The sequence below is a fragment of the Streptomyces collinus genome (assembly GCF_031348265.1).
In the GTDB taxonomy this organism is placed as follows: domain Bacteria; phylum Actinomycetota; class Actinomycetes; order Streptomycetales; family Streptomycetaceae; genus Streptomyces; species Streptomyces collinus.
On record NZ_CP133771.1, the window covers coordinates 4,539,146 to 4,561,758 of the forward strand.

The window sequence follows — 22,613 nt, forward strand, 5'->3', positions numbered from 1 at the left end:
CCCGACCGTCCGCCTCAAGTTCACATACATGGACTTCTGCTCAACCCGTTGACCCGGAACTGGAGCCTCCATAAGGTCCCTTCGAGAACGCGTACGTGATTGCTGTTCACGTATGTGCACTTCAAGGGAGACGACGATGTCAGAAGCCGCGATACCGGAGGCCGAGCAGCGTGCGGTGGGCAAGTTCCTGCGCCGCATGCTGCCGATCCTGGTCCTGATGCTGCTGGTCAACCAGATGGACCGGACGAACGTGGGCTTCGTCCAGGACGAACTGCGGGCCGACGTCGGAGTCGGCGCCACGGCCTACGGGCTCGGCGCGGGCCTGTTCTTCATCGGCTACGCGCTGTTCGAAGTCCCGAGCAACATGTGGCTGGAGCGGTTCGGCGCCCGGGTCTGGCTGACCCGCATCATGATCACCTGGGGTGCGGTGATCGTGGCGATGTGCTTCATCCACAACGTGTGGATGTTCTACGGGCTGCGGTTCCTGCTCGGTGTCGCGGAGGCCGGCTTCTTCCCCGGTGTGCTGCTGTACTTCACCCAGTGGCTGCCGGACTCCAGCCGGGGCCGGGCGAGCGCGATCTTCCTGGGCGGCTCGGCGACGGCGTACATCGTGACGGGCCCGATCACGGGCGCGCTGCTGGAGCTGCACGGTGCGGGGGGCATCGCGGGCTGGCGCTGGATGTTCGCCCTGGAGGGCGCCTTCTCCATCCTGGTCGGTTTCATCGCCGGGTTCTTCCTGGTCTCCCGCATCCAGGACGCGAAGTGGCTCACGCCGGAGGAGAAGGACGCGCTGAGCGAGGCCGTGGCGCGGGACAAGCAGGCGCGGGACCGGGCGCCGTCGGTGTCCCGCATGAAGCTGATCTTCCACCCCCAGGTGGCGGTCCTGACCGCGGTCTTCTTCGCGATGGCGCTCACCGGCTACGCGATCACGTTCTGGCTGCCGAGTCTGGTGGAGGAGATCGGCGGGCTGTCGCCGTTCCAGATCGGCCTGCTGTCGGCGATCCCCTGGATCTGCGCGGTGATCGCGATGTACACGATGAGCCACTTCACGGACCGGGCCCCGGACCGTCGCCCCTACCTGGCCATCGCCTTGGTCCTCTCCGCGTGCGGCACCTTCCTCGCCACACTCGGCTCCCCCTGGTTCGGCCTGGCCGCCCTGACCCTGGCCGCGGTCGGCGGCAAGTGCGCGGCCACCCTGTTCTGGCCGATGGCCCAGTCGGGCCTCGACCTGAAGATCGCGGCCCCTGGTCTGGCCCTGGTCAACTCCCTCGGAAACCTGGGCGGGTTCGTCTCCCCCACGCTCTTCGGCTACCTGAAGGACACGACGGGCAGCACGAACGGGGGCCTGTACACGCTGTCGGCGGCGTCGGTCCTGGCGGTGCTGGGCGTGGCGTTCGTACGGAACACCAACCGGGGTGAACGGACCGGGTCCGGCGGGGAGGTCGCGGTGACGGGGGAGCCGGTTGCGGGGGAGGCGCGCTGACCCGGGCCGACTCAGGCATGAGGCCCGCTCCTTGTGAAGGGGCGGGCCCTTGCCTTTGCCGGTCGATCACGCGTCGGTGAACAGGTCCTCCGCCGTGGTGGCCGTCAGGGAGCGGTCGAACCAGAGGGTGAGGGTGTCGAGGTCGGTGCAGGTGGTGATGCGGTCGCGGGTGGCCTCGGGGACGGGGATGCCGCGCTTGTCCAGCACGCTCAGGATGGACTCGGCTTTGCCCTCGGCTTTGCCTTCGGCTTTGCCCTCCAGGTACGTCTCCTCGAAGAGGGTTCCCCTGCCCGGGAAGTAAGTGGCGACCATCTTCTCCAGCTCTCTCCATGTCTCCCGGACCGGAGTATTCTCCAGACCGACTTCCAGCCATTCGCACCAGTACTTCGCTGTTGGCTTGTCGAACGACCGCATCCCGCGGGCCAGCAGTTCCAGTATGGCGGCGGCGTTTGCGCTTTCGCTATGGACGATGGCCGAGAATGTGGCCAGCGCCGGTTGCCGGGCCACGACGGACTCGTCGGTGATCTCCGGAACGTTGTTTGGGCCCAGGACGAAGGGGCGGGTGCTCTGCGTGGTCCAAGTTCGGACGCGGCACTCGAAGGGTCCGGCCGCCCAGGACGCGGTCGGCCGGTTCTTGCAGACAGCGACGAGCAGCACGGGCACGCCGTACTTCGCGTGCAGGTGTGCCACGTAATAGGACCAGCTGAACCCCTTGTCAGGGGCTGGAGCGGTCTGGGCCTCGACGGCGATGAGAAAGCCGTCTCCCTCGGACGGTTCGACCTTGAGCACCGTATCCACTCGGCGCTCCAGTGGCTTGAGCTCCGTGGCGTCGGGCGACAGGACTTCGATGGTCGCCTTGGCGGGCGGCGGCAGCCCCAACGCCTCGAAGACGGGGGTGAGAACCTCCGGATGGTCCTGGAAGATCCGGTGCGAGGTCTCATGGGTTGATGTGACCATGTGCGCAAGCTAGATCCAGCGGAGACGGGCGCATGCGGGGAACGAGGTGCGTTCACTCTTTCGGGAGTGGGAAAAACGTTCCCCTCGTGTGTTCGAGGGTCGACGTCCCGGTGGAGCAGGTGACCGACGCGGGGACCGACGAGAACGGGGGCGTATGGACGAGCGTGAGGATGAGCTTCTGGCCGATGAGCTTGCCGCTCTGGCTGCCGTGGCCGGGGGTTGGGGCGGCTTGACTCGCTTCGTGGCCAAGCTCATGAGGAAGAACGTGCACGAGATCGACCTGGTGGTCGCCTTGCCGTTCGAAGACACCGTCGAGCGCGTTGCCCGTGTGCTCGGACGAGCGGGGCGAAGGGTCCGCCTCGGGTCTGAACCCTGTGCTGAGCAACGGATGATCCGTGTCGTAGCCGCTGGTGGCGTCGGCGGTATGAACCCTGTTGTGGTCACCGCAACGGTGACGAAGGGCGGGGCGTCCGACTCGCAGGTCAGGCTTCGTGCCGCTGCCAAAGAGGGCTTGATCAGGCAGCGGGCGGGCGAGCGGACCGCTTCCCGTCTTGCAGCGTTGCTGCACACGTAGACCCTGTCGTGGGCTGCCGGCTGCCGACACCCCTCTCGTGTTTCTTGGGAAAGAGCGGCGACGGCACCGGAGCCCACGCCGTCGGGCTCCGGTGCGTGTGTCATTCACACTGGTCAGGGGCGTGACAGGTCGAGTTCTGCCCATACCGTCTTGCGGGGGACGGGGCCGTGCTCGACGCCCCAGCGGTCGGCGAGGGCCTCGACGAGGAGGAGGCCGCGCCCTGACTCGGCGTCGGGGGCGGCCGGGTGGTGGCGGGGGAGATCGTCGCCGCGGGTGTCCGTGACCTCGATGCGGAGGGTCTCGCTTCGCGTCCGGAGTACGAGGCGGAAGTCGCGGCCGGGGAGCCGCCCGTGCGTTGCGGCGTTCGCGGCGAGTTCGGCGACGAGGTGTTCGGCGGCCTCCGTGACGCGGTGAGGCATCTCCCGGGTGCGCATCCACTCCGCGGCGAGGAGCCGGGCCAGGCGGGCGCCGCGCGGCGTGGACGAGAGCAGGATGCTGAACTGCTCGGTCGGCGAGAGAAGTTGGGTGGACTTTTCCTGATTCACATCACTGAGCGTGGCGGTGCCTGCCTACCGTGAACAGTGACAGCGCTGATACGTAGGGTGACTGTCCGGGGCTTGTCGGCCGTTGTCCGGGCTGTCGGCAGTACGAAGGAGGGTGCGGCATGACGGTGGACGGCGAGGTGCGTCGGCTCGGTGGGGAAGCGGACGAGGCGGGGTGGGAGGTGGATCCGGACGATGAGTGGGGAGTGGCCGTCATCACCACGGTGGGGCGGCAGTTGAGGCTGCGGCGTGAGGCGGTGGGGATGCGGGCCGCCGAGTTCGCGGTGGCGGTCGGATACGGGGAGGACCTCGTCTACAAGGTCGAGGGCGGGAAGCGGATTCCCCGGCAGGAGTATCTGGACAAGGCCGACGAGGTGTTGGGAGCGGGTGGGCTCGTCGCGGCGGCTTGGGAGGACGTGAAGAAGGTCCGGTATCCGAAGAAGGTTCGGGAACTGGGGAAGCTGGAGGCGAGGGCGGCCGAGATCGCCCTCTACGAGTGCCACATCGTCCCTGGGCTGCTGCAGACCCGTGAGCATGCGAGATCCGTGATCGGCGCAGCGCAACCGCCCTACTCGCCGGACGACGTGGAACGCATGGTGGCCGCTCGGCTGGCTCGGCAGTCGGTCTTCGAACGGTCACCCGCGCCGGCGCTCAGCTTCGTCCTGGAAGAGGGGGTCCTGCGGCGCCCCATCGGGGGCAGAATGGTGTGGCGTCAGCAGCTTGAACGTCTGCTGGAGGTGGGGCGGTTGCACAACGTCGTGCTTCAGGTGATGCCGACGGACTGTGACACCCACTCAGGCCTGGACGGCCGGATCGAGTTGCTGAAGTTCCCCGACGGCACGGCCGTGGGGCGCTCCGACGGCGCGTTCAGTGGGCGTCCGACCTCCGAACTCAAACACCTGCGCGTCCTTGAGCTGCGGTATGGCACCATCCGGGCTCAGGCGCTCTCTCCGCGGGAGTCGCTGGCCCTTATCGAGCAACTGCTGGGGGAGACATGATCCGCAAGAGCACTGTCGAGGACACCTCTGAGCTGGCGTGGTTCAAGAGCAGCTACAGCGGCGGTAACGACGGCAACTCCTGCGTTGAGCTTGCCCTCACCCCCGGCACCGTGCATGTTCGCGACTCCAAGAACGTCGAGGGCCCCCGACTCGCCATCACGCCCGGCGCCTGGGCGGACTTCTTGCCCTACCTCGCCACGAACTGAGTCAGGATCGCCTGGACCTCGTAGATGTCGACGCCCTTGGTGAAGGTCTTCTCGATGGGAGCCGGGGTGCCGGAGATCCAGATCTTCAGTTCGGCGTCGAGGTCGAAGGTGCCGGCCGTTTCCACCGCGAAGTGAGTGATGCTGCGGTACGGGACCGAGTGGTACTCGACCTTCTTGCCGGTGATGCCCTGCTTGTCGATCAGGATCAGGCGGCGGTCGGTGAAGAGGATCGTGTCGCGGATCAGCAGGAACGCGGCGTGGACCTGCTCGCCGTGGCCGAGGAGCCGGGCGTAGTCCTGCTGGGCCGACTGCGGGTTCACGGTGTGTGCGTTGCCGAAGAGTGCCATGTGTCCCCCTGGTCGAGTCGGAGCGGCCTTCGTGGCCGTCCTGAGGGGATCTTCGCAAAGCGCGGGGCCCGGGAGAAGGCTCTCGTTCTCCCGGGCCCCGTGCTGTAGCGAGCGCGTTACGCCCGTTACGCGGCCGGTTCGCCGCCGAAGCGCTCCTTGTACGACTCCAGGTCCTCGTCCGTGAGCTTGGCGAAGAGGACCGGCGGGATGGTGAACGGGGTGCCGGAGGGGACGGAGGCCAGGGAGCGGGCCTCTTCCGGGGTGACCCAGGTCGCGGAGTCGTCCGACAAGGAGAACGCCTCGCGCATCTTCTTCGCCGACGTCGGGATGAACGGCTCGGAGACCACCGCGTAGAGGTGGATCAGGTTCATCGCCGTACGGAGGGTCAGCGCGGCGCCCTCCGGGTTGGTCTTGATCTCCAGCCAGGGGGCCTTCTCCTCCAGGTAGGAGTTGCCCGCCGACCACAGGGCGCGCAGCGCGGCCGCCGCCTTGCGGAACTGGATGGCCTCCATCTGGGACTCGTACTCCGCGAGCAGACGGGCGATCTCCTCGCCCAGCTTCGCCTCCGCCTCGCCGGGCTCGGCGCCTGCCGGTACCTCTTCGCCGAAGCGCTTCCTGGAGAACGACAGGACGCGGTTGACGAAGTTGCCGAGGGTGTCGGCCAGGTCCTTGTTCACCGTGGCGGTGAAGTGCTCCCAGGTGAAGGACGAGTCGTCCGACTCCGGGGCGTTCGCCATCATGAAGTAGCGCCAGTAGTCGGCCGGCAGGATGTCGAGGGCGTCGTGCGTGAAGACGCCCCGGCGCTGGGACGTGGAGAACTTGCCGCCGTAGTAGTTCAGCCAGTTGAAGGCCTTGATGACGTCGACCTTCTTCCACGGGGCGCGGGTGCCCAGCAGGGTCGCCGGGAACATCACGCTGTGGAAGGGGACGTTGTCCTTGCCCATGAACTGCGTGTAGCGGACGTCCGCGTCGGACTCCCACCACCAGGAGCGCCAGTCGCGGTTCTCCGGGTCCTGGTCCGCCCACTCCTTCGTCGCGCCGATGTACTCGATCGGGGCGTCGAACCAGACGTAGAAGACCTTGCCCTCGGCGGCGAGGTCCGGCCAGGTGTCGGCCGGGACCGGGACGCCCCAGTCCAGGTCACGGGTGATCGCGCGGTCGTGCAGGCCCTCCGTCAGCCACTTGCGGGCGATGGAGGACGCGAGGACGGGCCAGTTGTCGGCGCGCTCGTCGACCCACGCCTCCACCTCGCCGGCCAGCACCGACTGGAGCAGGAACAGGTGCTTGGTCTCGCGGATCTCCAGGTCGCTGCTGCCGCTGATCGCGGAGCGGGCGTCGATCAGGTCCGTCGGGTCCAGGACGCGCGTGCAGTTCTCGCACTGGTCGCCGCGGGCCTTGTCGTAGCCGCAGTGCGGGCAGGTGCCGATGATGTAGCGGTCCGGCAGGAAGCGGCCGTCGGCGTTCGAGTACACCTGGCGGATCGCGCGCTCCTCGATGAAGCCGTTCGCCTTCAGCTCGCGGGCGATCTCCTGCGTGATCTCGTGGTTCTGCGGGGAGGAGCTGCGGCCGAAGTAGTCGAAGGCCAGGCTGAAGCCGTCGTAGATCGCCTTCTGCTGGTGGTGCGCCTCGGTGCAGAACGCGTCCACGGGTACGCCCTGCTCCTTGGCGGCGAGCTCCGCGGGGGTGCCGTGCTCGTCCGTCGCGCAGATGTAGAGGACCTCGTGGCCCCGCTGGCGGAGGTACCGGGAGTAGACGTCGGCCGGGAGCATGGACCCCACCATGTTGCCCAGGTGCTTGATCCCGTTGATGTACGGAAGGGCGCTGGTGATGAGGTGTCGAGCCATCGCGGGCTGCTCCCAAGTCGCTACGCGGGGTGACGATCTCGTGGTCTCGGTCGTCTACGAACCTTGAAATCGTAGCTGACACGGGTACGCCGCCCGCCTCCCCTTTTACGGGGTGGGAAGCGGGCGGCGTACGGGGGCCGGGGCCGGGGCCTCGGAGGGTCTACGGGCGCCAGTTCGCCAGTACGCCCTCGTAGAGCTCCTTGTCCGTCAGCTCGCGGGGGGTTTCGCCGGCGAGGAGGTGGGACGTGTTCGGGGTCTTGAGCTTGCGGAGGTAGTCGAAGGCCTTGTTCTCCGGGTCTCCGAAGGCGACGAAGGAGAAGAAGACGGCGGGGTGGCTCTTGGCGGCGTCGGTGAGGGCCTGGGTGGCGGGGGTCTTCGCGTCCGGGGCGCCGTCGGTCTGGAAGACCACCAGGGCGGGAGTGCCGGCGGCTTCCGCCTTGTCGTGCTGGGCGAGGACCGCTTCCACCGCCGCGTGGTAGCTGGTGCGGCCCATGCGGCCGAGGCTCGCGTGCAGGTCGTCGATCTTGTTCTCGTGGTCGGTGAGGGTGATCTCGCCGGTGCCGTCGAGTTCGGTGGAGAAGAAGACGACCGGGACGGTTGCCTCGGGGTCGAGGTGGGCCGCGAGGGCGAGGGTCTGCTCGGCGAGGGCCTGGGCGGAGCCGTCCTTGTAGTACGGGCGCATGGAGGCGGAGCGGTCGAGGACGAGGTAGACCTTGGCGCGGGTGCCGGTGAGGTTGTTCCGGTCGAGGGTGGTCGTGGCGGCCTTGTAGGCGGTGGTGAGGCCGGGGGCGAGGGTCTTCACGCGGGTGAGGGGGAGGGCGGGGCCGTCGGCCTCGGCTTCGCCTTCGGCCGTCTTGTTGTTCCCACCCGCACCGCCCGTGCTGCTTTCGTCGCCGGGTGCGGGTGGCCCCTGAGGGGCCGGGTCGCCGTCGGCGGCCGCGGGTGCGGGCTCGGGCTCGGGCTCGGGTGCGGCTTCGGCCTGGGCCTTCGGCTTGGCCTCAGCCTTCGGCTTGGCCGTGGCCTTCCGCGTGGTTTTGGGCTCCGCCTTCGGCTCGGCCTTGGGCTCAGCCTCGGGCTCCTGTGCGGCCTCGGCCTTCGGCTCGGCCGCCGCCTGTGTGGGCTCGGCCTGGGGTGCGGCCTTGGCCTTCGGCTCGGTCGCCTGTGTGGCCTCGGCCTCGGGCCCCTTGGCGGCCTCCGCCTTCGGCTCGGCCTCGGTCTTGGTCTCGGCCTCAGCCTTGGGCTTCGCCACGGCGGGCGCCTCTTCGGCGGATGCCGCCGCGGCCTCGGCCTCCGGGGCCGTCTCGGGCTTCGTCTCCGCCTTGGCCCCGGCCTTCGGCGTGGCCTTTCGCTTCGCCTTGGGCTCCGCCTGCGGCTTTGCGTCGGACTTGGGCTCGGCCTCGGCCGTCGTTTCGGGCGCGAGCGGGGCCTCGGCCTCGGGCTGCGGCTTCGGCTCCGATTCGGGCGTCGCCTCGGCTGCCTGCTGCGAGTCCGTCGCCGGGGCAGGGGCCGCTGCCGCTGCCGGTTCCACTGCCTCCGGCTGGGGCTCTGCTTCCGGCTTCGCTTCCGCCGGTGCGTCTGCCTTGGCCGCAGCCTTCGCGTCCGCTTCCGTCTTGTCCGCGTCAGGCTGTGCGCCGGCCTCGGCCGCCGCCTTCGTGTCCGTGGTCGCCGCGGGCTCCGGCTGAGCCTCGTCCGCCGGGCTGACCTCGGGCTTCTCCGGGGTCGTCGGCTCCGGTTCCTCCGTGGTCGGAGCGGCCACGGGGGACGTCTCCGCCTCCACCGTCTCCTCCACCGGCGCGGGCTTCTCCGCCGGAGTCGCCTCCGCCGAAGCCGCCTCGGCCCGGGCCCGGGCCTGAGTCTCGGCGTCCGTCTCGGCTTCGGTCTCGGCCTCCGCCTTCGCCGCCGTCGCTTCCTCCGCGACGGCCGGCTCCGCCGTCTCGGCCGACTCCTCCGCAGCCCCCCGGCCCTCAACACTCGCCCGCTCCCCCTCCGCCGAGCGCGTCGGCCTCGGGACCGCCACGTTGTCGAAGGCCGCCGACACCAGGTCGTGTTCGTCGGAGTCGGAGGACGAGTCGGAGGACGAGTCGGAGGACGACGTGCGGGGCTCGGGGACGCCGGCCTTCGGCGTGGGGTTCCGTTCCGGGGAGGGGGACGGGACCTTCGGGTCCGTGGCGGGGGTCGCTGCCGGGGTCCGGTCGGCAGGTGCGAGCGCTTCGCCGCCGGTCTGCTCCTCGGACCCGCTGGTCTCACCGGCGGTCGTCGTCCGCGCCGCACCCTCCGCCTCGGCGGTCCGTGACTTGCGGGACCGACCGAACGCGTTCCGCAACCGAGTGAGAATGCCCATGTGCGCGCAACCCTTCGCGTGAGTTGAAGCCGTCAATCCCTGGCCAGGACGGACACGTAAGGTTAGCGGCCCTCCTGTGTGATCTTGGGCAGGGTCTGTTGTGCCAGGTCCACCCTGTCAAGGAGACATCCGGCCGGTGCAGGTGTCGCAGGGCTGAATCGACACAACCCCCGTACGGCGGCCGGGGGTTCATCCGTTGTTCACCAGGGCGCCCGGCTCTCGCGCATATGTGCCCCTACGGTCACGCTGACACCAAGGGCATCCAAGGAGAGAGCAAAGTGCGCAAGCTGCTGCCGTTGATCGGAACGCCGTCCGGTTCGCACCCCGGCGGCCGGTCCGCCATGACCTGTCGTTTCCGGTGTGGTGACGCCTGCTTCCACGAGGTGCCCAACACCAGCTCCAACGAGTACGTCGGTGACGTGATCGCCGGTGCGATCGGCCGCCGGTCGATGATGCGGGCCGCGGCCGTGGTGACCGTGGCCGCCGCGGGGGCGGGTGCTGCCGGTGTCGCGCAGGCTCCGCGGGCCGCCGCCGCCCCGGCCGCCGGCGCCCCCTCCGCCGCTGCCGCCTCGGAGGCCGCCCGGCGCAAACACAAGGGTGCGCGCGGGCTGCGGTTCGCGCCCGTCGAGCCGAACACCGCCGACGCGGTGACCGTGCCGGACGGCTACCGGCAGAACGTCGTCATCCGCTGGGGCGAGCCCATCCTGCGCGGTGCGCCCGCCTTCGACCCGGAGAAGCAGACCGCGAAGGCCCAGGCCGGGCAGTTCGGGTACAACTGCGACTTTCTCGCCCTGCTGCCGTTGCCCGGGGAGCGCAACCGGCAGCTGCTCGTCGCCAACCACGAGTACACCGACGAGATCCTGATGTTCCGCGGCTACGACGCCGCGAACCCGACCCGCGAGCAGGCCGAGATAGCCTGGGCGGCGCACGGGCTGTCCGCCGTCGTGGTGGAGGGGGACCGCAAGAGCGGCAAGCTCACCGCCGTCTCCCGGCATCAGCTGAACCGGCGCGTCACCGCCACCACCGAGTTCCGGCTCACCGGGCCCGTCGCCGGGTCCGAGCTCGTGAAGACCTCCGCCGACCCGACCGGCACCAAGGTGCTCGGCACCCTCAACAACTGCTCCGGCGGTGTCACCCCCTGGGGCACGACCCTGCACGGCGAGGAGAACTTCAACCAGTACTTCGCCAACAGCAGCCGGGCGACCGACAAGCGGTACGGGATCGGGACCGGGGCCAGCGAGCGGAAGTGGGAACGGTTCGACCAGCGGTTCGACGTCGCCCGGGAGCCGAACGAGGTGCACCGGTTCGGGTACGTCGTGGAGTTCGATCCGTACGACCCCACCTCCACGCCGCGCAAGCACACCGCTCTCGGGCGGTTCAAGCACGAGGCCGCGACCGTGCGGCTCACCCACGACGGCCGTCCGGTCGTGTACTCCGGCGACGACGAGCGCTTCGACTACTTCTACAAGTTCGTCGGCAGCAAGCGGATGCGGCACGGTTCGTCGCGGTCCGTGCGCGAGCACAACCTCTCCCTCCTCGACGAGGGCACGCTGTACGTCGCCAAGCTCACCGGAGACTCCCCCGCCCTGGAGATCGACGGCACCGGCAAGCTGCCGAAGGACGGCGAGTTCGACGGGAGCGGCGAGTGGATCCCGCTGGCCACCGCCACCGCGAAGGGCGCCGTCTCGCACGTGGACGGGATGAGCGCCGAGGAGGTGTTCGTCTTCACGCGGCTCGCCGGTGACAAGGTGGGTGCGACCAAGATGGACCGGCCCGAGGACATCGAGCCCAACCCGGTGACCGGCAAGGTCTACGTCGCGCTGACCAACAACTCCAACCGGGGGGTCGGCTCCAACGCCAAGGCGGACGAGGCCAACCCGCGCAACGCCAACAAGCACGGGCACGTGCTGGAGCTCACCGAGCGCTGGAACCGGCCCGAGAGCACCCGCTTCGCCTGGTCGCTGTTCCTGGTCGCCGGCGACCCGGACGACCCGGCGACCTACTTCGCAGGGTTCCCGAAGGACGCGGTCAGCCAGATCTCCTGCCCGGACAACGTGGCCTTCGACCCCTACGGCAACCTGTGGATCTCCACCGACGGCGCCCAGCTCGGCTCGCACGACGGCCTGTTCGGGGTGGCGACCCGGGGTGAGCGGCGTGGTGAGCTCAAGCAGTTCCTGACCGTGCCGAAGGGCGCCGAGACCTGCGGCCCGATCATCCAGGACCGGCGTGTCCTGGTCGCCGTGCAGCACCCGGGCGAGATCGACGGCGCGTCCGTGGAGAAGCCCGCCAGCACCTGGCCCGACGGGCCCGGGACGTACGTCCGTCCGGCGGTCGTGGCCGTGTGGCGTGCCGACGGGTGCGACATCGGCGTCTGATCGATCCACCGCAGGAGAGCAGGAGAGCAGGAGAGCAGGGGGCGTCCGTCGGGCGCCCCCCTTCTCCGTCACCGGGTCGTGTGCAGTGTCAGGTCGGTGACGACCGCCCGGTGGTCGGTGTCGGCCAGGTCCAGGATGCGGGTGCGGCTCGCGCCGAAGTCCTCGGAGACCAGGACGTGGTCGATCTGCACGCCGAGCGTGGGTGCCGTCCGGGCCGGCCAGGTGGCCGTACGGTCGGCTCCGTCCAGCCGGGAGGCGTCGCGCAGGCCCGTGTCGAGGATGCGGCGGAAGGCCGCGTGGTCCTGGGAGGCGTTGAAGTCACCGGCCAGGACGAGGGGGGTGCCCGGGTCGGCGGTGGCTGCCTCGCGCAGGGCGGCGAGCTCCCGGTGCCAGAGGTCCACCTGCCCGGGCAGCGGGGGCATGGGGTGGGCGAGTTGGAGCCGTACGGCGTGCCCGTCCACGTCGGCGACCGCGCCGGGCATGCCCATCGTGCCGGGTACGCCCCCGGTGGGCCGGAGCCGGAAGCGGCTGAGGATGACGGATCCCTCGGAGCCGCCGCCCTCCACGGCCCGGCGGTGCGGGTAGTCCGCCGAGAGGTCCCGCTTCAGCAGGGCGTCGCACGCGTAGTCGCACTCCTCGACGAAGACCACGTCCGGTTTTTCGCGGCGGACGGTGGTGACGAGGGCGGCGGTGCCCTGTCCGAACTCGACGTTGGAGGTCAGCACGCGCAGGTCGGCGACCGGGCGGCCCACGGGGTCGCCGGCCTTGCCGTACGGCTCGATGAACCAGGCCAGCAGGCCGAGCAGGACCACGCCCCACACCGTTCCGGGCCACCAGCGGGACAGCAGCGTGAGCAGCAGGGCCACGGCGGTGGGGACGAGCAGCCAGGGGAGGAAGGCGAGGAGCTGCGGGACGGGGGTGATGCCGTCGCTGTCGGCGGTCCGGAAGCCGAGCACCACGCTCACCCCGGTGAACAGCAGGCCGGCACACCAGGCGCCGAACCGCCGTCCGGGCGGGCGGTGCTCCCGCCCGTCGTCCCTGGCGGTCCACTCGGCAGCGGCGGTGTCCAAGGCCCGGCCTTCCGTTCGCGGGGTGGGATGCCCGAATCCTCCCTCAAAGACGGGGTGGAGCGGGGGAAGGTTGCCGGGCATCGACCCGGGCCAGGAATTCCTCCAGCGCCTGATCGAACACGTCCGGGCGTTCCAGGTTGGGCATGTGGGCCGCGCCGTCGACGATGTGCAGTTCCGCGTCCGGGAGGGCCGCGTGCAGGGCGAGGGCGTCGGAGACGGGCGTGAAGGTGTCGTCGGCTCCCACGACGACCAGGGCCGGGACGCGGACGCGCGGCAACAGGGGGCCGTAGTCGGGGCGCCGGGCGCGGGCGCGCAGGGCCGCGGCGGCGCCCTCGGGGGCGGTGGCGGTCATCATGCCGTGCACGTGCGCCTTGACCTCGGCGGACGCGTACGGGGCGACCATCCGTTCCAGGACCTCGTCGGCGTAGCCGCGCAGGCCCTCGGCGAGGAGTCGGTCGGCCATGGCGTCGCGGGTGCGCACGCCCTCGGGGGTCTCCGCGGACGGGAAGGTGTCCGCGAGGACCAGGCCGCGGACGCGCTCGGGGAACAGGCGGTAGCAGTCCATGACGATCTGCCCGCCCATCGACAGGCCCGCGAGGACGAACGACTCCACCTCCAGCTCGTCCAGCAGGGCCTCGACGTCCCGGGCGAAGTCCGAGAAGTCCGTGACGGCCGGGGCCGTGGGGGAGGCGCCGTAACCGCGCAGGTCGGGGGCGATGACGCGGCGGGTACCCGGGAAGCTCGCGAGCTGCGGGGCCCACATCGTGCGGTCGAAGGGGTGGCCGTGGACGAGGACCAGGGGGACCCGATGCGTATCGGGGCCTTTGTCCTCGTATGCGAGGAAGGGTGCCATGACGTCGACCCTAGGCCTCTCAACTACTCGGTGCAATAAGATCTTTGCTCTCGGTGCAATCCAAGGGGGAGACCGCTGATGAGTGACTACCGGCGCATCGCCGACCGCATCGCCGACGACATCGCCACCGGCCGGCTGCGGCCCGGCCAACGGCTCCCGCCGCAGCGGGCGTTCGCACGCCGGCGGGGCATCGCCCCGTCGACGGCCGGGCGGGTCTATGGCGAACTCGTGCGGCGCGGGCTGGTCGTCGGGGAGGTCGGGCGCGGCACCTTCGTACGGGCCGCACCGGACGGCCCGGCGGGGCAGGCGCTCACCGAGCCCGGTCCGGCCGCCGCGCCCGTGAACCTGGAGCTCAACTACCCCGTCGCGCCCGGCCAGCCGGAGCTGCTCGCCCCGGTCCTCGCGCCGCTGCTGCGCCCCGACGTGCTGGCCGAGGCGCTGTTACCGGCCGCCGCCACCGGTACCGAGGCCGCCCGGGAGGCCGCGGCCACACTGCTCACCACCCCGGGCTGGCGCCCGGCCCCGGAACGGCTGCTGTTCACCGGCAACGCCCGGCAGGCCATCGCCGCCGTCCTGGCCTCCCTGGTCCGGCCGGGCGGCCGGGTCGGGGTGGAGCAGCTGACGTACCCGCTGGTCAAGGAGATCGCCGCGCGGCTCGGCATCAGCCTGGTGCCGCTGGCCGGGGACGCGGCCGGGCTGCTCCCGGAGGCCGTCGCGGCAGCGCACCGTTCGGCGCCGCTGTCCGCCCTGTACGTGCAGCCGACGCTGCACAACCCGACGTCCCTGACGACGAGCGGGCCGAGGCTGCTGCACCTCGCGCAGCTGGTCCACGACCTGAACCTGCCGGTCGTGGAGGACCGCATCTGGTCCTTCCTCCGGGAGCCCGGTGATCCGCTCGCCGTGCACGCCCCGGCCCTCACCCACGTCGTCGACGGGCTCTCCAAGCGGGTCGCCCCGGGACTCACCGCCGGGTTCCTCGTCGTGCCGCCGCACCGGGTCGCCGCCGTGGGCGACGCCGTGCGGTCGGGCGGGTGGAGCGCGGGGCGGTTCGCGCTGGAGGCGGCCGTGCGGTGGACCGGGGAGGGGACGGTGGCGCGGCTGGTGGCGGCCAAGCGGGCGGACGCGGTACGGCGGCAGCGGATCCTCGCCGAGGAACTCGCGGGCTTCACCGTGCGGTCCGACCCGGGGGCCTACTTCGCCTGGTGGGAGCTGCCCGCCCCGTGGCGTGCGGACACCTTCACGGCCGCCGCCGCGGCGCACGGCATCGCCGTCACGCCCGGCCCCGCCTTCGCCGTCGCCCCCGGGCACACGCCCGACGCCGTCAGGCTCGGGCTCGCGTCGGCGCCGGAACCGGATCTGCGGCGGGCGCTGCGGACCCTCGCGCACGTCGCCGCGCGGCGAGCCGGGGACCGTACCGGCCCGTGACCCAGGCACCGGCCGCCACCGCCATGCCCACCGCGCACAGCAGCCAGGACACCGTGCGCAGGGTGGCGGTGAGGGCGTCGTAGACGGCGCCCGCGGCCGGGCGGTGGAGGGCATCGGGCAGGTCGGCGAGGGTGAGGCGGCGGCCGATCGCGACGGCGAGGGCCAGCAGCGCGCCGCCCAGGGCCGTGCCCAGGGCGAGGGCGGTGACCGCGCGGCGGCGGCACGCGGCGACGGCGATCCCGGCGACCGCGAGGACGGCGGCGGCCGGCGGCAGCCAGAAGGCGGCGGTGTCCAGCACGTGGTACCCCTTGCGCAGTCGGTCCACGTCCTCGGCCGGCAGCACCGGGATCCGCGTGTGCGTGACCGGGATGCGGTGGGCGAACGGCACGTGGTCGTCGGAGAGTTGCTGTTTGACCCGGGCGATGACGGGTGCGGCGTCGACGGTGACCGGGGCTCCGTGCGCGCGGTCGTCGCGCAGGGCGCGCAGCACCGCGTCGTGCACGGCCCGGTTCGCCGCGTCCCAGGCCGTGCGATACGCCTCGGTGCGGGTGAAGGAGCGCGCCGCGTCGTGCACGAACGGGCCGATCTCCCCGCGCGGCGGACCGGTGCCGGCCGCCGCCCCGGCCTCCCGCAGGACGCCGTCCCCGACGGCCTGGGCGACCGCGCCCCGCACGTCCGGGTCGGCGGCGAGCGGTGCCATCGTCCGGACCCAGCGGCCGGTGTCGGTGAGCCCGTGGGCCGCCCAGGACGCCAGCGCCCCGAACGGCATCAGCAGGCACGCCAGGGTGAGCAGAACGGCCGCCAGGACGTTCCGCGATCGTGGGGGCGCCTTCTCGGCTACGGGCGCCCGGTCGCGCTCGGACACCCTTCCAGGCAAGGCGCCCCGGGCCCGGCCCGCGAGCGCTGCGACGGCGTCCGGTCGCGCGGCGGTCGCGCCGCGGCACACTCCACCTGCGAGAAGCGGCCGTCACGGGCCCTCCGGCGGGCTCACCCGAACGGGTGTCCTGATTCCCGTCAGCCGATCCGCCGGCCCGAGGCGTCCTCGTGCGTGTAGTAGCGGTAGAACACCATCGCGAGCACGCCCGCCCCCACCAGCAGCCCGAGGCCGCTGGAGCTGAACACGGAAGCGCCGGTCTGGCTGTAGAGGAAGCCGACCGCGCAGCCCGAGAAGACGAACCAGCACAGCGCGTGCAGTTCGCGGGGCAGCAGCGGTGCCAGCGCGCACACGGCGGCGAACAGCACGGCGAACACGAGCGCCGTGACGAAGCCGAACAGCAGGTTCCAGCCGGTGATGGGCCCGCCGTGCCGCTGGTTGGCCGCGGCCCAGAAGCCGTAGACCAGTCCGAGCACCACGGGCAGGCCGACCTTCACGGCGATGTGGATCCGCGGGCCGAACACATCGGGCCTACGGCGTTGCGTGATCATCCTGCGTGAGGCGGGTGCCGCATGAGCCATGACAGCTCTCCTCTCTGTCCCTGCCCCTGGAACCAGGGCACACCGGCGGGCAGCCGGTGGCAAGTCGGCGGAGCAGCCGGAACGGGATGCGGCCGGTGCGGCCCCGTGCTTCGCCGGGGCCGTGAGCCGCCACCGCAGGGGGCACGGCCCGCTCGTCCGGCACGACCGGGCCGGGGGCCGGGACGTCGTGCGGCGGCAGGAACTGCTGCGGGTGCGGGGCCGCAGCGTGGCCTGGGTGCCGCCGCTGCTGCTGCTCGTCGCCATCGCGGTGGCCGACTACCACACCATCGACCGTGTTCGCCGTCCGCAGGAGTCCGGCCCACCGGAGACCGGGGGGCGAAGACCCCGAAGGCGGACGTTTGCGGTCCTGAGACCCCCCTTTGCAGCCGCAGCGGTTACGGTGCTGGCGTACGTGATCGACACAGGGGGTGGGGCGATGCCCGGAACCGTGCTGCTGCTGGCGGCCTCGCCGGTGGGCAAGGGGCGCCTGGTGGACGCCGCCTCCGTGCTCCCCGTCCTCGCCGCCGTGGCGCCCGCGGTGCTGTCCGGCACCGACACCGCGAACGTCGTCGAACTCGCCGACCCGCTGGAGCCGCAGGCCGTCCTCACCCGGCTGCGTGCCGCCGCCGCGGCCCCCGGCCCCCTCACCGTGTACGTCACCGGCCAGCTCCAGCTGGACCGCAGGCAGCGCCTGCCCCACCTCGCGCTGGCCCGCACCACCGCCTCCACCGCCCGCTACACCGCCTTCCCCTGGCACTGGTTCCGGGAGGAGCTGCGGCTCAGGCCCGCCGGCGCCACGACCCTCCTGCTCGACCTGCACGCCGACGCCGAGACCTGGGAACTGCTGAAGAGCACCCCGCTGGACTCGGGGCGCGGCAACGCCGTGCACGGTCGTATCGCGCCCCCGCCGTCCAGACGCACGGTCGCGCAGCCGGCGTACATGAAGGCCGTCGCGACGATCCTGCGCAGCGGGTTCCGGCCGCCGGCCGAGCAGTTGCACCAGCAGGCGCTGGCCCGGATCGGGCCGGAGAGCGCGGGCACGGACCTGGTGCTGAGCACACCGGGCCCGGCGGGCGGGGATCCGCACGCCGCCATCACCGCCGCCGTCCAGTCCGGCCGGCACGCCGAAGCCGACGGGCTCGCCGCCCGGCACGAGCAGATCGCCGTCGCCGCGCACGGACCCGCGTCCGAAGAGGCCCTGCACTGGGCCGAGGTGCGGGCCGACCTGGCGATGTTCGCCGGGGACGCCGCCCGCAGCTGCCGCACCTGGCTGATGATCGCCACCGCCCGTCTGAACGCCGGGCAGGCCCCGGACGCCCCCGCCGTCGAGGCCGCCGTGGACCGGGCGCACCACCAGTGGGGCCAGGTCCGCGACACCGCCCCCGCCCGCGAACTGGGCGCCGCGCTCGCCGCGTTGCGCGGACGGGTGCCCGGGCGGCGCGAGGGCGCGCTGGACCATGTGCAGCGCCAGCTGGAGCAGTTGCAGACTCAGGCATGAGCCGCGTGCGCCGTGTGCGCGTGGCGTGAAGAGGGCGTGCAACCGCTTTCGCAGGTCACGTCACAGGTCTGCCGTCGAGCCTGACCCGGTGTCATGATGTCGGGTATGACAGAGGGGGACCAAGTGGCTGTCTTAGGCGTGCGCGTCCGGCTGGGCGGCAACGCGACCGCGGATGACGTCAGAGCTCTGAAGACGTGGCTGGAGCGCGAAGAGCCGCTGGAGGCACTCCTTTCCGGGCGGCACCTGCGCATCGACGAACAGTCCGGCACGGACGGGACTCCGGGGCGGCTCGGGCCCGACCTGGAACTCGTGCTGACGATCCTCGGCGATGTCGTCACGGTCGCGGCCCTGACCGAGTACACCGCCCGCGCGGTGAAGACCTGGACGAACAACCGGAGCAGGCTGCAGGGCGGCGATCCGGAGCCGCAGATCCGCTCACTGGACCCCGACGGGGAGTAGGCCGGTGAGCCGCTTCGATCCGCGCGGCAAGGTGAACCGGGCGCTGCTGGCCTGTGTGTCCGAATACGACCACCCGGCATCGGACGAGGAACCCCAGGGCGTGAGCGGTCAGCTCCCGGCCGTGCGGCACAACCGGACCGGCCTTGAGGACGCGCTGCGCCGGGGCGGGGTCTTCGGCGCGGGCGAGGTGCGGGGCCTGGCCTCCCCGACACCGGACGACTTCACGCGCGAGTTGCACCGCGTCTGCCAGGAGGCCAGAGGGCTGCTGCTGCTCTACTTCGCCGGGCACGCCGTCACCTCCACCTCCGGCAGCGAACTGCACTTGCAGATGCGCACCGCGCGGGTCCTCACGGGCAACGGACTGCCCGGCTCGGTGCGCTTCAGCGAGGTGCTCGGCGAGCTGGCCGAGAGCAACGCCGAGCAGGTGGTGGTGATCCTCGACTGCTGCTACGCCGGCAACGCGGCGGGGATCTGGCACCGCTTCGACGATCCGAAGCGCAAGAAGCACAAGATCCTGCTGCTGATGAGCGTGCAGCCCAACCGCTGCATCCTGGGCGGGGACGCCGACACGGCGACACCGTTCACCCGCGAACTCACGCACGTCCTCGACGAGGGCGGCGAGGTGTGGCTCTCCGAGCTGTACACCCGGGTGAAGGAGCGGATGGCGGCGGCGAACTACCGGGCGGAGGACGACGATTCGCAGCGGCCGCAGGCGCTCGCTCCCCCCTGGAAGCAGGACGCGGACGTACTGCTCGCGGCGGGGCCGGGGATCGTGGTGGAGCGGCCCGAGCCCGTGCCCGGCGGCTGGTTCCCGTGGCTGCGGCCCCTGCTCGCCCGTGCCCGGAGGATTTTCGCCCGGTCCGGCCGTACCGCGCTGGCGGCTCTGCTCGCCGTGCTCGCCACCGGCGCCGGCGGTTACGGAATCCTGGCCCTGACCGGCGACTCCGGACCCTGCGCACCGGCCCTGGAACTGCGCGTCCTCGCCGACCCGGACCTGGAGCCGGCGGTGCGGGCGGCCGCGGACGACTACGTCACGTCGGACGCCAACACCACCGGCGAGGGCTGCCGGCGCAGCGGCATCACCGTCTACAGCGCGGGCTCCGCGGCCGTGGTGAACGCCCTGGGCGAGCGGACCGACGCCTGGCAGCAGCCCCGCGAGGACGACAACCCGCAGCGGGACATCGGCCCGCAGCCGGACGTGTGGATCCCCGCCACCGGCGCCGACGTCGACCGGGTCACCTCGGCCGCGGCCAAGCAGGACCGGATCTTCGCCCGGCTGGAACCGGAGGCCGAGCCGATCGCGTACTCGCCGGTCGTGCTGGCCGTACCGGAGGTACTGCGCGCCGGCCTCGAACCCACCGGGCGGTCGCTGTCGCGGCTGCTCGCCGACCTCGAACGGGCCGACAGCAGAACCGAAGTGCACCGTCCCGACCCGGAGTTCACCGACGCGGCGCTGCTGGCCACGACGGGACTGTACGGCGACGACGCCGACCCGCGCCGTGCCGAGCAAGAACTCGCCCGGACCGAGCGGCCCGAACCCTCGGCCGTGCGGCTGCTGTGCGCGCTGCCGGGCAGCGGCGACGCCGTGGACGACCGCGGCGCGGCGCTGGTCCCCGAGTTCCTGCTGAAGAGCGGCATCGGCTGCCACCCGCTCACCCGCGCCCGGCGCGTCGCCGCCTACCCCGACGACGTGCCCGGCCTGGAACCGGCGTTCGTACGGGTGCGCTGGGAGGACGGCGACCGGGACGCCGCCGCGCGGGACGACGCGGTGGACCGCTTCCACACCTGGCTGACCGGGGAGGGCGGCCGGACGGTGCTCGGCGAGCACGGCTTCAGGTCCCCGACCGGAGAGCGCGGCCTGCTCGACGCGGCATCGGTACCCGAGGGCCTCACCGAGTCCGTCCGCCCGGCCAGGGCCGCCGACCCCACGACGATGGACGACACCCTGGTGTACTACGGCGACGCGCACGGACCCGGCCGGGTGCTGTACCTCCTCGACAGTTCCGGCTCCATGGCAGGCCGGTGGGACGGCCCCAGCGGCGGCCCGGGCATCCTCAAGCAGACCCTGTCCGGGCTCGGCGGGGAGGACGAGTACGGGGTGTGGGCGGTGCACGGCACCGGCCGCCGCACGCATACCGAGCTGCTGAAATTCGGCACGCACGGCCGCCGCGAGGCCGAAGACGTCCTGGACGCCGCAGAGGTGCGGGACGCGGAGGCCGATCCGCGCGGCGCCCTGCTGGACGCCCTGGCGTTCATGAAGGAGCGCGGCAGCGGTGACGACCGGCCCCAGCTGATCGTGTACCTCACCGACGGCGAGGACGACGGCCGCCTGACCAGGAAGGCCCTCAAGGAGGTCGTCGACCGGGCCGGCGGCGCGGGCGTCCCGGTGACCATGGTGTCCCTGAGCAGCTCGGGCTGCGACCAGGACCGCCCCGCGACGCGCATCGCCGAGGCCGGCCGGGGCCGCTGCCTCGACGCGGGTGACGACCTCGTGCCCGCCCTGCACGACGAGGTCGCCCGCATCGGAACGGGGGAGGAATGATGGCCCGCCGCCTGACGGCCGCCGCACTGTCGCTGCTGTCCCTGCTCGCGCTCGCCTCCTGCACCGGCAAGGACGCGCCGGAGCAGCCGCAGGGCGCCGCCGACCCGCCCCGGATCGTGGTGGCCAGCGGCCGGGACGTCACCGGCAAGAACGGCATCCGCCAGCAGCTCATCGACGCCTGGAACGCCCGGGAGGGCGAACACGGCTACCGCGCCCGCCTGGTGGAGCTCCCCGGCTCCGCCGACCAGCAGCGCAGCCAGCTGCTCGGTGCGCTCCAGTCGGGCGGCGCCGAGTACGACGTGGTGAACCTGGACGTGACCTGGATCCCGGAGTTCGCCGCCGCCGGCCTGATCCGCCCGCTGACCGGCGCGGCCGTGAAGTCGCCCGACGACATCATCGAGGCCGTCGACCGGACGTCGTTCTGGGACGGCGAGCGGTACGCGGTCCCCTTCAACAGCGATGTGGGCCTGCTGTACTACCGCAAGGACCACCTGCGGGAGGCCGGGGCCTCCCAGGCCGAACTGGGCCGCGGAGTGACCTGGGCCGACCTGCGGGAACTGATCGACGCCGTCAACGACGACCCCACGAAGCCCGAGAACTACCAGGAGGGGTGGACCACGCAGCTCGCCGCCTACGAGGGCCGTACGGTCAACGCGATCGAGGCCTTCGCCTCGGCCGTGCCGGACTTCGCGCTCACCGACGAGGACGGCCGGTACACCGCCGACGAGGCGCAGTTGACGGCCGGAGTGACCGAACTGCGGGAGCGCACGGCGTCGCCGTACATGCTCGACGAGTCCTCCGGGTCCCGCGAGGCCGAGTCGCTCAGCGCCTTCGCGGAGGGCCGCACCACGTTCCTGCGGCACTGGCCGTACGTCTACCCGGCCCTGTACGAGACGTACAAGGAGGAGCTCGGTGTGACCCGGCTGCCCGGCAAGGCCGTGCTCGGCGGGCAGAACCTGGCCGTCACCTCGAACACGTCCGAGCAGCGGGCCGCCAAGGCCGCCGAGCTGATCGCGTTCCTGACCGACCCGGACAGTGAACGCTGCCTCCTGCGCGCCGGGTTCGCCGCGACCCGTACCTCCGCCTACCGGAATCCCGGCGGCACCCCCGAGTGCCGGCACGCCTCCGCGTACTCGGGAGGCGCCTCGGCGTCCCCCACCGGCGAGAGCGCCGAGGTCAAGGCCCCTGACGGGCTCGCCGACGGCGTCAGCTACTCCCGCGACGTCCTGCTGCCCTCCCTGAGCGAGGCCGTACAGCGCCCGCGCACACCGCTGTACGGCGCCGTCACGCAGACCCTCATCACCGAACTGGGCGCTCTGTACGGGCGGCACCGGCCGCCGGGGGACGCACAGGTGGCGAAGAACCTCGACGAGGCGTTGAGCGAGGTGCTGCCCGGCTGACCCCGCTACCTGGCTGGACTTCCCGTCGGACGCCGCGTCCGGCCGACGTCGGGGCGCGCTCAGCGCGGGTCCGCGACCGCCCGCGGGGCCGGCTCCGGGGTCTCGGCTCTCGCCGGGCCCGCGTTCGCCGCGAGCAGCAGGGTCGCCACCGCGACGAGGGCGGCGGTGAAGCCTCGGGCGTACCGCTCGGCGGTGCGTGTGCGCATCAGCACGGCGACCTCGCAACTGGGGCGGCGACTACGGC

Annotated in this window: 20 protein-coding genes; 10 read left to right on the forward strand and 10 right to left on the reverse strand. The window is 71.9% G+C overall.

The features are described 5' to 3' along the window. Positions 1-136: 136 nt before the first annotated feature. Positions 137-1,483: an MFS transporter gene (locus RFN52_RS20620; RefSeq protein ID WP_184848051.1), complete on the forward strand. Its 1,347-nt coding sequence runs from the start codon at positions 137-139 to the stop codon at positions 1,481-1,483. A 66-nt stretch (positions 1,484-1,549) separates the two neighbouring features. Here the strand turns inward: RFN52_RS20620 and RFN52_RS20625 are convergent, their stop codons facing one another. After that, positions 1,550-2,440, reverse strand: coding sequence for an RpnC/YadD family protein (locus tag RFN52_RS20625; protein ID WP_184848052.1), 891 nt, complete (start codon positions 2,438-2,440; stop codon positions 1,550-1,552). A gap of 154 nt (positions 2,441-2,594) precedes the next feature. Between RFN52_RS20625 and RFN52_RS20630 the strand changes: the two genes are divergently transcribed. Beyond that, positions 2,595-3,014 (forward strand): hypothetical protein, encoded by a 420-nt coding sequence (locus tag RFN52_RS20630; protein WP_184848053.1) that lies wholly within the window; start codon positions 2,595-2,597, stop codon positions 3,012-3,014. A gap of 113 nt (positions 3,015-3,127) precedes the next feature. Here the strand turns inward: RFN52_RS20630 and RFN52_RS20635 are convergent, their stop codons facing one another. Continuing rightward, positions 3,128-3,559, reverse strand: a complete 432-nt coding sequence (locus tag RFN52_RS20635) for an ATP-binding protein (protein WP_184848054.1) — start codon at positions 3,557-3,559, stop codon at positions 3,128-3,130. A gap of 119 nt (positions 3,560-3,678) precedes the next feature. Between RFN52_RS20635 and RFN52_RS20640 the strand changes: the two genes are divergently transcribed. Both RFN52_RS20640 and RFN52_RS20645 read left to right on the forward strand, forming a co-directional pair. Continuing rightward, the gene (locus RFN52_RS20640) at positions 3,679-4,554 is read left to right on the forward strand and encodes a helix-turn-helix domain-containing protein (protein ID WP_184848055.1); all 876 of its coding nucleotides are present in this window, start codon (positions 3,679-3,681) and stop codon (positions 4,552-4,554) included. Further along, on the forward strand, positions 4,551-4,760 hold the full coding sequence (locus RFN52_RS20645) for a DUF397 domain-containing protein (RefSeq protein WP_184848056.1): 210 nt from the start codon (positions 4,551-4,553) through the stop codon (positions 4,758-4,760). The genes RFN52_RS20640 and RFN52_RS20645 overlap by 4 nt, the downstream gene beginning before the upstream one ends. Here RFN52_RS20645 and RFN52_RS20650 read toward each other — a convergent pair. The 3 genes from RFN52_RS20650 to RFN52_RS20660 form a co-directional block, all read right to left on the reverse strand. After that, a complete protein-coding gene (locus RFN52_RS20650; protein WP_184848057.1) occupies positions 4,742-5,107 on the reverse strand; it encodes a PH domain-containing protein in 366 nt (121 codons plus the stop codon). The genes RFN52_RS20645 and RFN52_RS20650 overlap by 19 nt on opposite strands. A 125-nt stretch (positions 5,108-5,232) precedes the next feature. After that, positions 5,233-6,951: a methionine--tRNA ligase gene (metG, locus tag RFN52_RS20655; RefSeq protein ID WP_184848058.1), complete on the reverse strand. Its 1,719-nt coding sequence runs from the start codon at positions 6,949-6,951 to the stop codon at positions 5,233-5,235. Between the two features lie 160 nt (positions 6,952-7,111). Further along, positions 7,112-9,292, reverse strand: a complete 2,181-nt coding sequence (locus RFN52_RS20660) for a VWA domain-containing protein (RefSeq protein WP_184848059.1) — start codon at positions 9,290-9,292, stop codon at positions 7,112-7,114. A 278-nt stretch (positions 9,293-9,570) separates the two neighbouring features. Between RFN52_RS20660 and RFN52_RS20665 the strand changes: the two genes are divergently transcribed. Continuing rightward, positions 9,571-11,667: a PhoX family protein gene (locus RFN52_RS20665; protein WP_184848060.1), complete on the forward strand. Its 2,097-nt coding sequence runs from the start codon at positions 9,571-9,573 to the stop codon at positions 11,665-11,667. Between the two features lie 68 nt (positions 11,668-11,735). On the opposite strand, the gene RFN52_RS20670 is transcribed toward RFN52_RS20665, so the two are convergent. Together RFN52_RS20670 and RFN52_RS20675 are read right to left on the reverse strand one after the other, a co-directional pair. Continuing rightward, a complete protein-coding gene (locus RFN52_RS20670) occupies positions 11,736-12,737 on the reverse strand; it encodes an endonuclease/exonuclease/phosphatase family protein (protein ID WP_229856597.1) in 1,002 nt (333 codons plus the stop codon). Positions 12,738-12,780: 43 nt separating this feature from the next. Then, complete coding sequence (locus RFN52_RS20675; RefSeq protein WP_184848062.1) at positions 12,781-13,590, reverse strand: alpha/beta fold hydrolase; 810 nt, start codon at positions 13,588-13,590, stop codon at positions 12,781-12,783. Positions 13,591-13,668: 78 nt separating this feature from the next. Between RFN52_RS20675 and RFN52_RS20680 the strand changes: the two genes are divergently transcribed. After that, positions 13,669-15,015 (forward strand): aminotransferase-like domain-containing protein, encoded by a 1,347-nt coding sequence (locus RFN52_RS20680; protein WP_184848063.1) that lies wholly within the window; start codon positions 13,669-13,671, stop codon positions 15,013-15,015. Here RFN52_RS20680 and RFN52_RS20685 read toward each other — a convergent pair. Both RFN52_RS20685 and RFN52_RS20690 read right to left on the reverse strand, forming a co-directional pair. Next, entirely contained in the window at positions 14,912-15,880 is a 969-nt protein-coding gene (locus tag RFN52_RS20685; protein WP_374050170.1) for a hypothetical protein, read from the reverse strand. The two genes, RFN52_RS20680 and RFN52_RS20685, sit on opposite strands and share 104 nt — an antisense overlap. Positions 15,881-16,029: 149 nt before the next feature. Beyond that, the gene (locus RFN52_RS20690; RefSeq protein ID WP_184848064.1) at positions 16,030-16,470 is read right to left on the reverse strand and encodes a hypothetical protein; all 441 of its coding nucleotides are present in this window, start codon (positions 16,468-16,470) and stop codon (positions 16,030-16,032) included. A gap of 436 nt (positions 16,471-16,906) precedes the next feature. On the opposite strand from RFN52_RS20690, the gene RFN52_RS20700 reads away from it, so the two are divergent. The 4 genes from RFN52_RS20700 to RFN52_RS20715 all read left to right on the forward strand — a co-directional run bounded on the left by RFN52_RS20700 (position 16,907) and on the right by RFN52_RS20715 (position 22,369). Beyond that, positions 16,907-17,968 carry a serine/threonine-protein kinase gene (locus RFN52_RS20700; protein WP_184853974.1) on the forward strand — a complete coding sequence of 354 codons (1,062 nt, stop codon included), beginning with the start codon at positions 16,907-16,909 and terminating at the stop codon, positions 17,966-17,968. Positions 17,969-18,091: 123 nt separating this feature from the next. After that, positions 18,092-18,427, forward strand: coding sequence for an effector-associated constant component EACC1 (locus RFN52_RS20705; RefSeq protein ID WP_229856598.1), 336 nt, complete (start codon positions 18,092-18,094; stop codon positions 18,425-18,427). A 4-nt stretch (positions 18,428-18,431) separates the two neighbouring features. Continuing rightward, positions 18,432-20,969: a substrate-binding domain-containing protein gene (locus RFN52_RS20710; RefSeq protein ID WP_184848066.1), complete on the forward strand. Its 2,538-nt coding sequence runs from the start codon at positions 18,432-18,434 to the stop codon at positions 20,967-20,969. Continuing rightward, complete coding sequence (locus RFN52_RS20715) at positions 20,969-22,369, forward strand: extracellular solute-binding protein (RefSeq protein ID WP_184848067.1); 1,401 nt, start codon at positions 20,969-20,971, stop codon at positions 22,367-22,369. The genes RFN52_RS20710 and RFN52_RS20715 overlap by 1 nt, the downstream gene beginning before the upstream one ends. Positions 22,370-22,428: 59 nt before the next feature. On the opposite strand, the gene RFN52_RS20720 is transcribed toward RFN52_RS20715, so the two are convergent. Next, positions 22,429-22,575, reverse strand: a complete 147-nt coding sequence (locus RFN52_RS20720; protein ID WP_184854230.1) for a hypothetical protein — start codon at positions 22,573-22,575, stop codon at positions 22,429-22,431. Positions 22,576-22,613 lie beyond the last annotated feature (38 nt).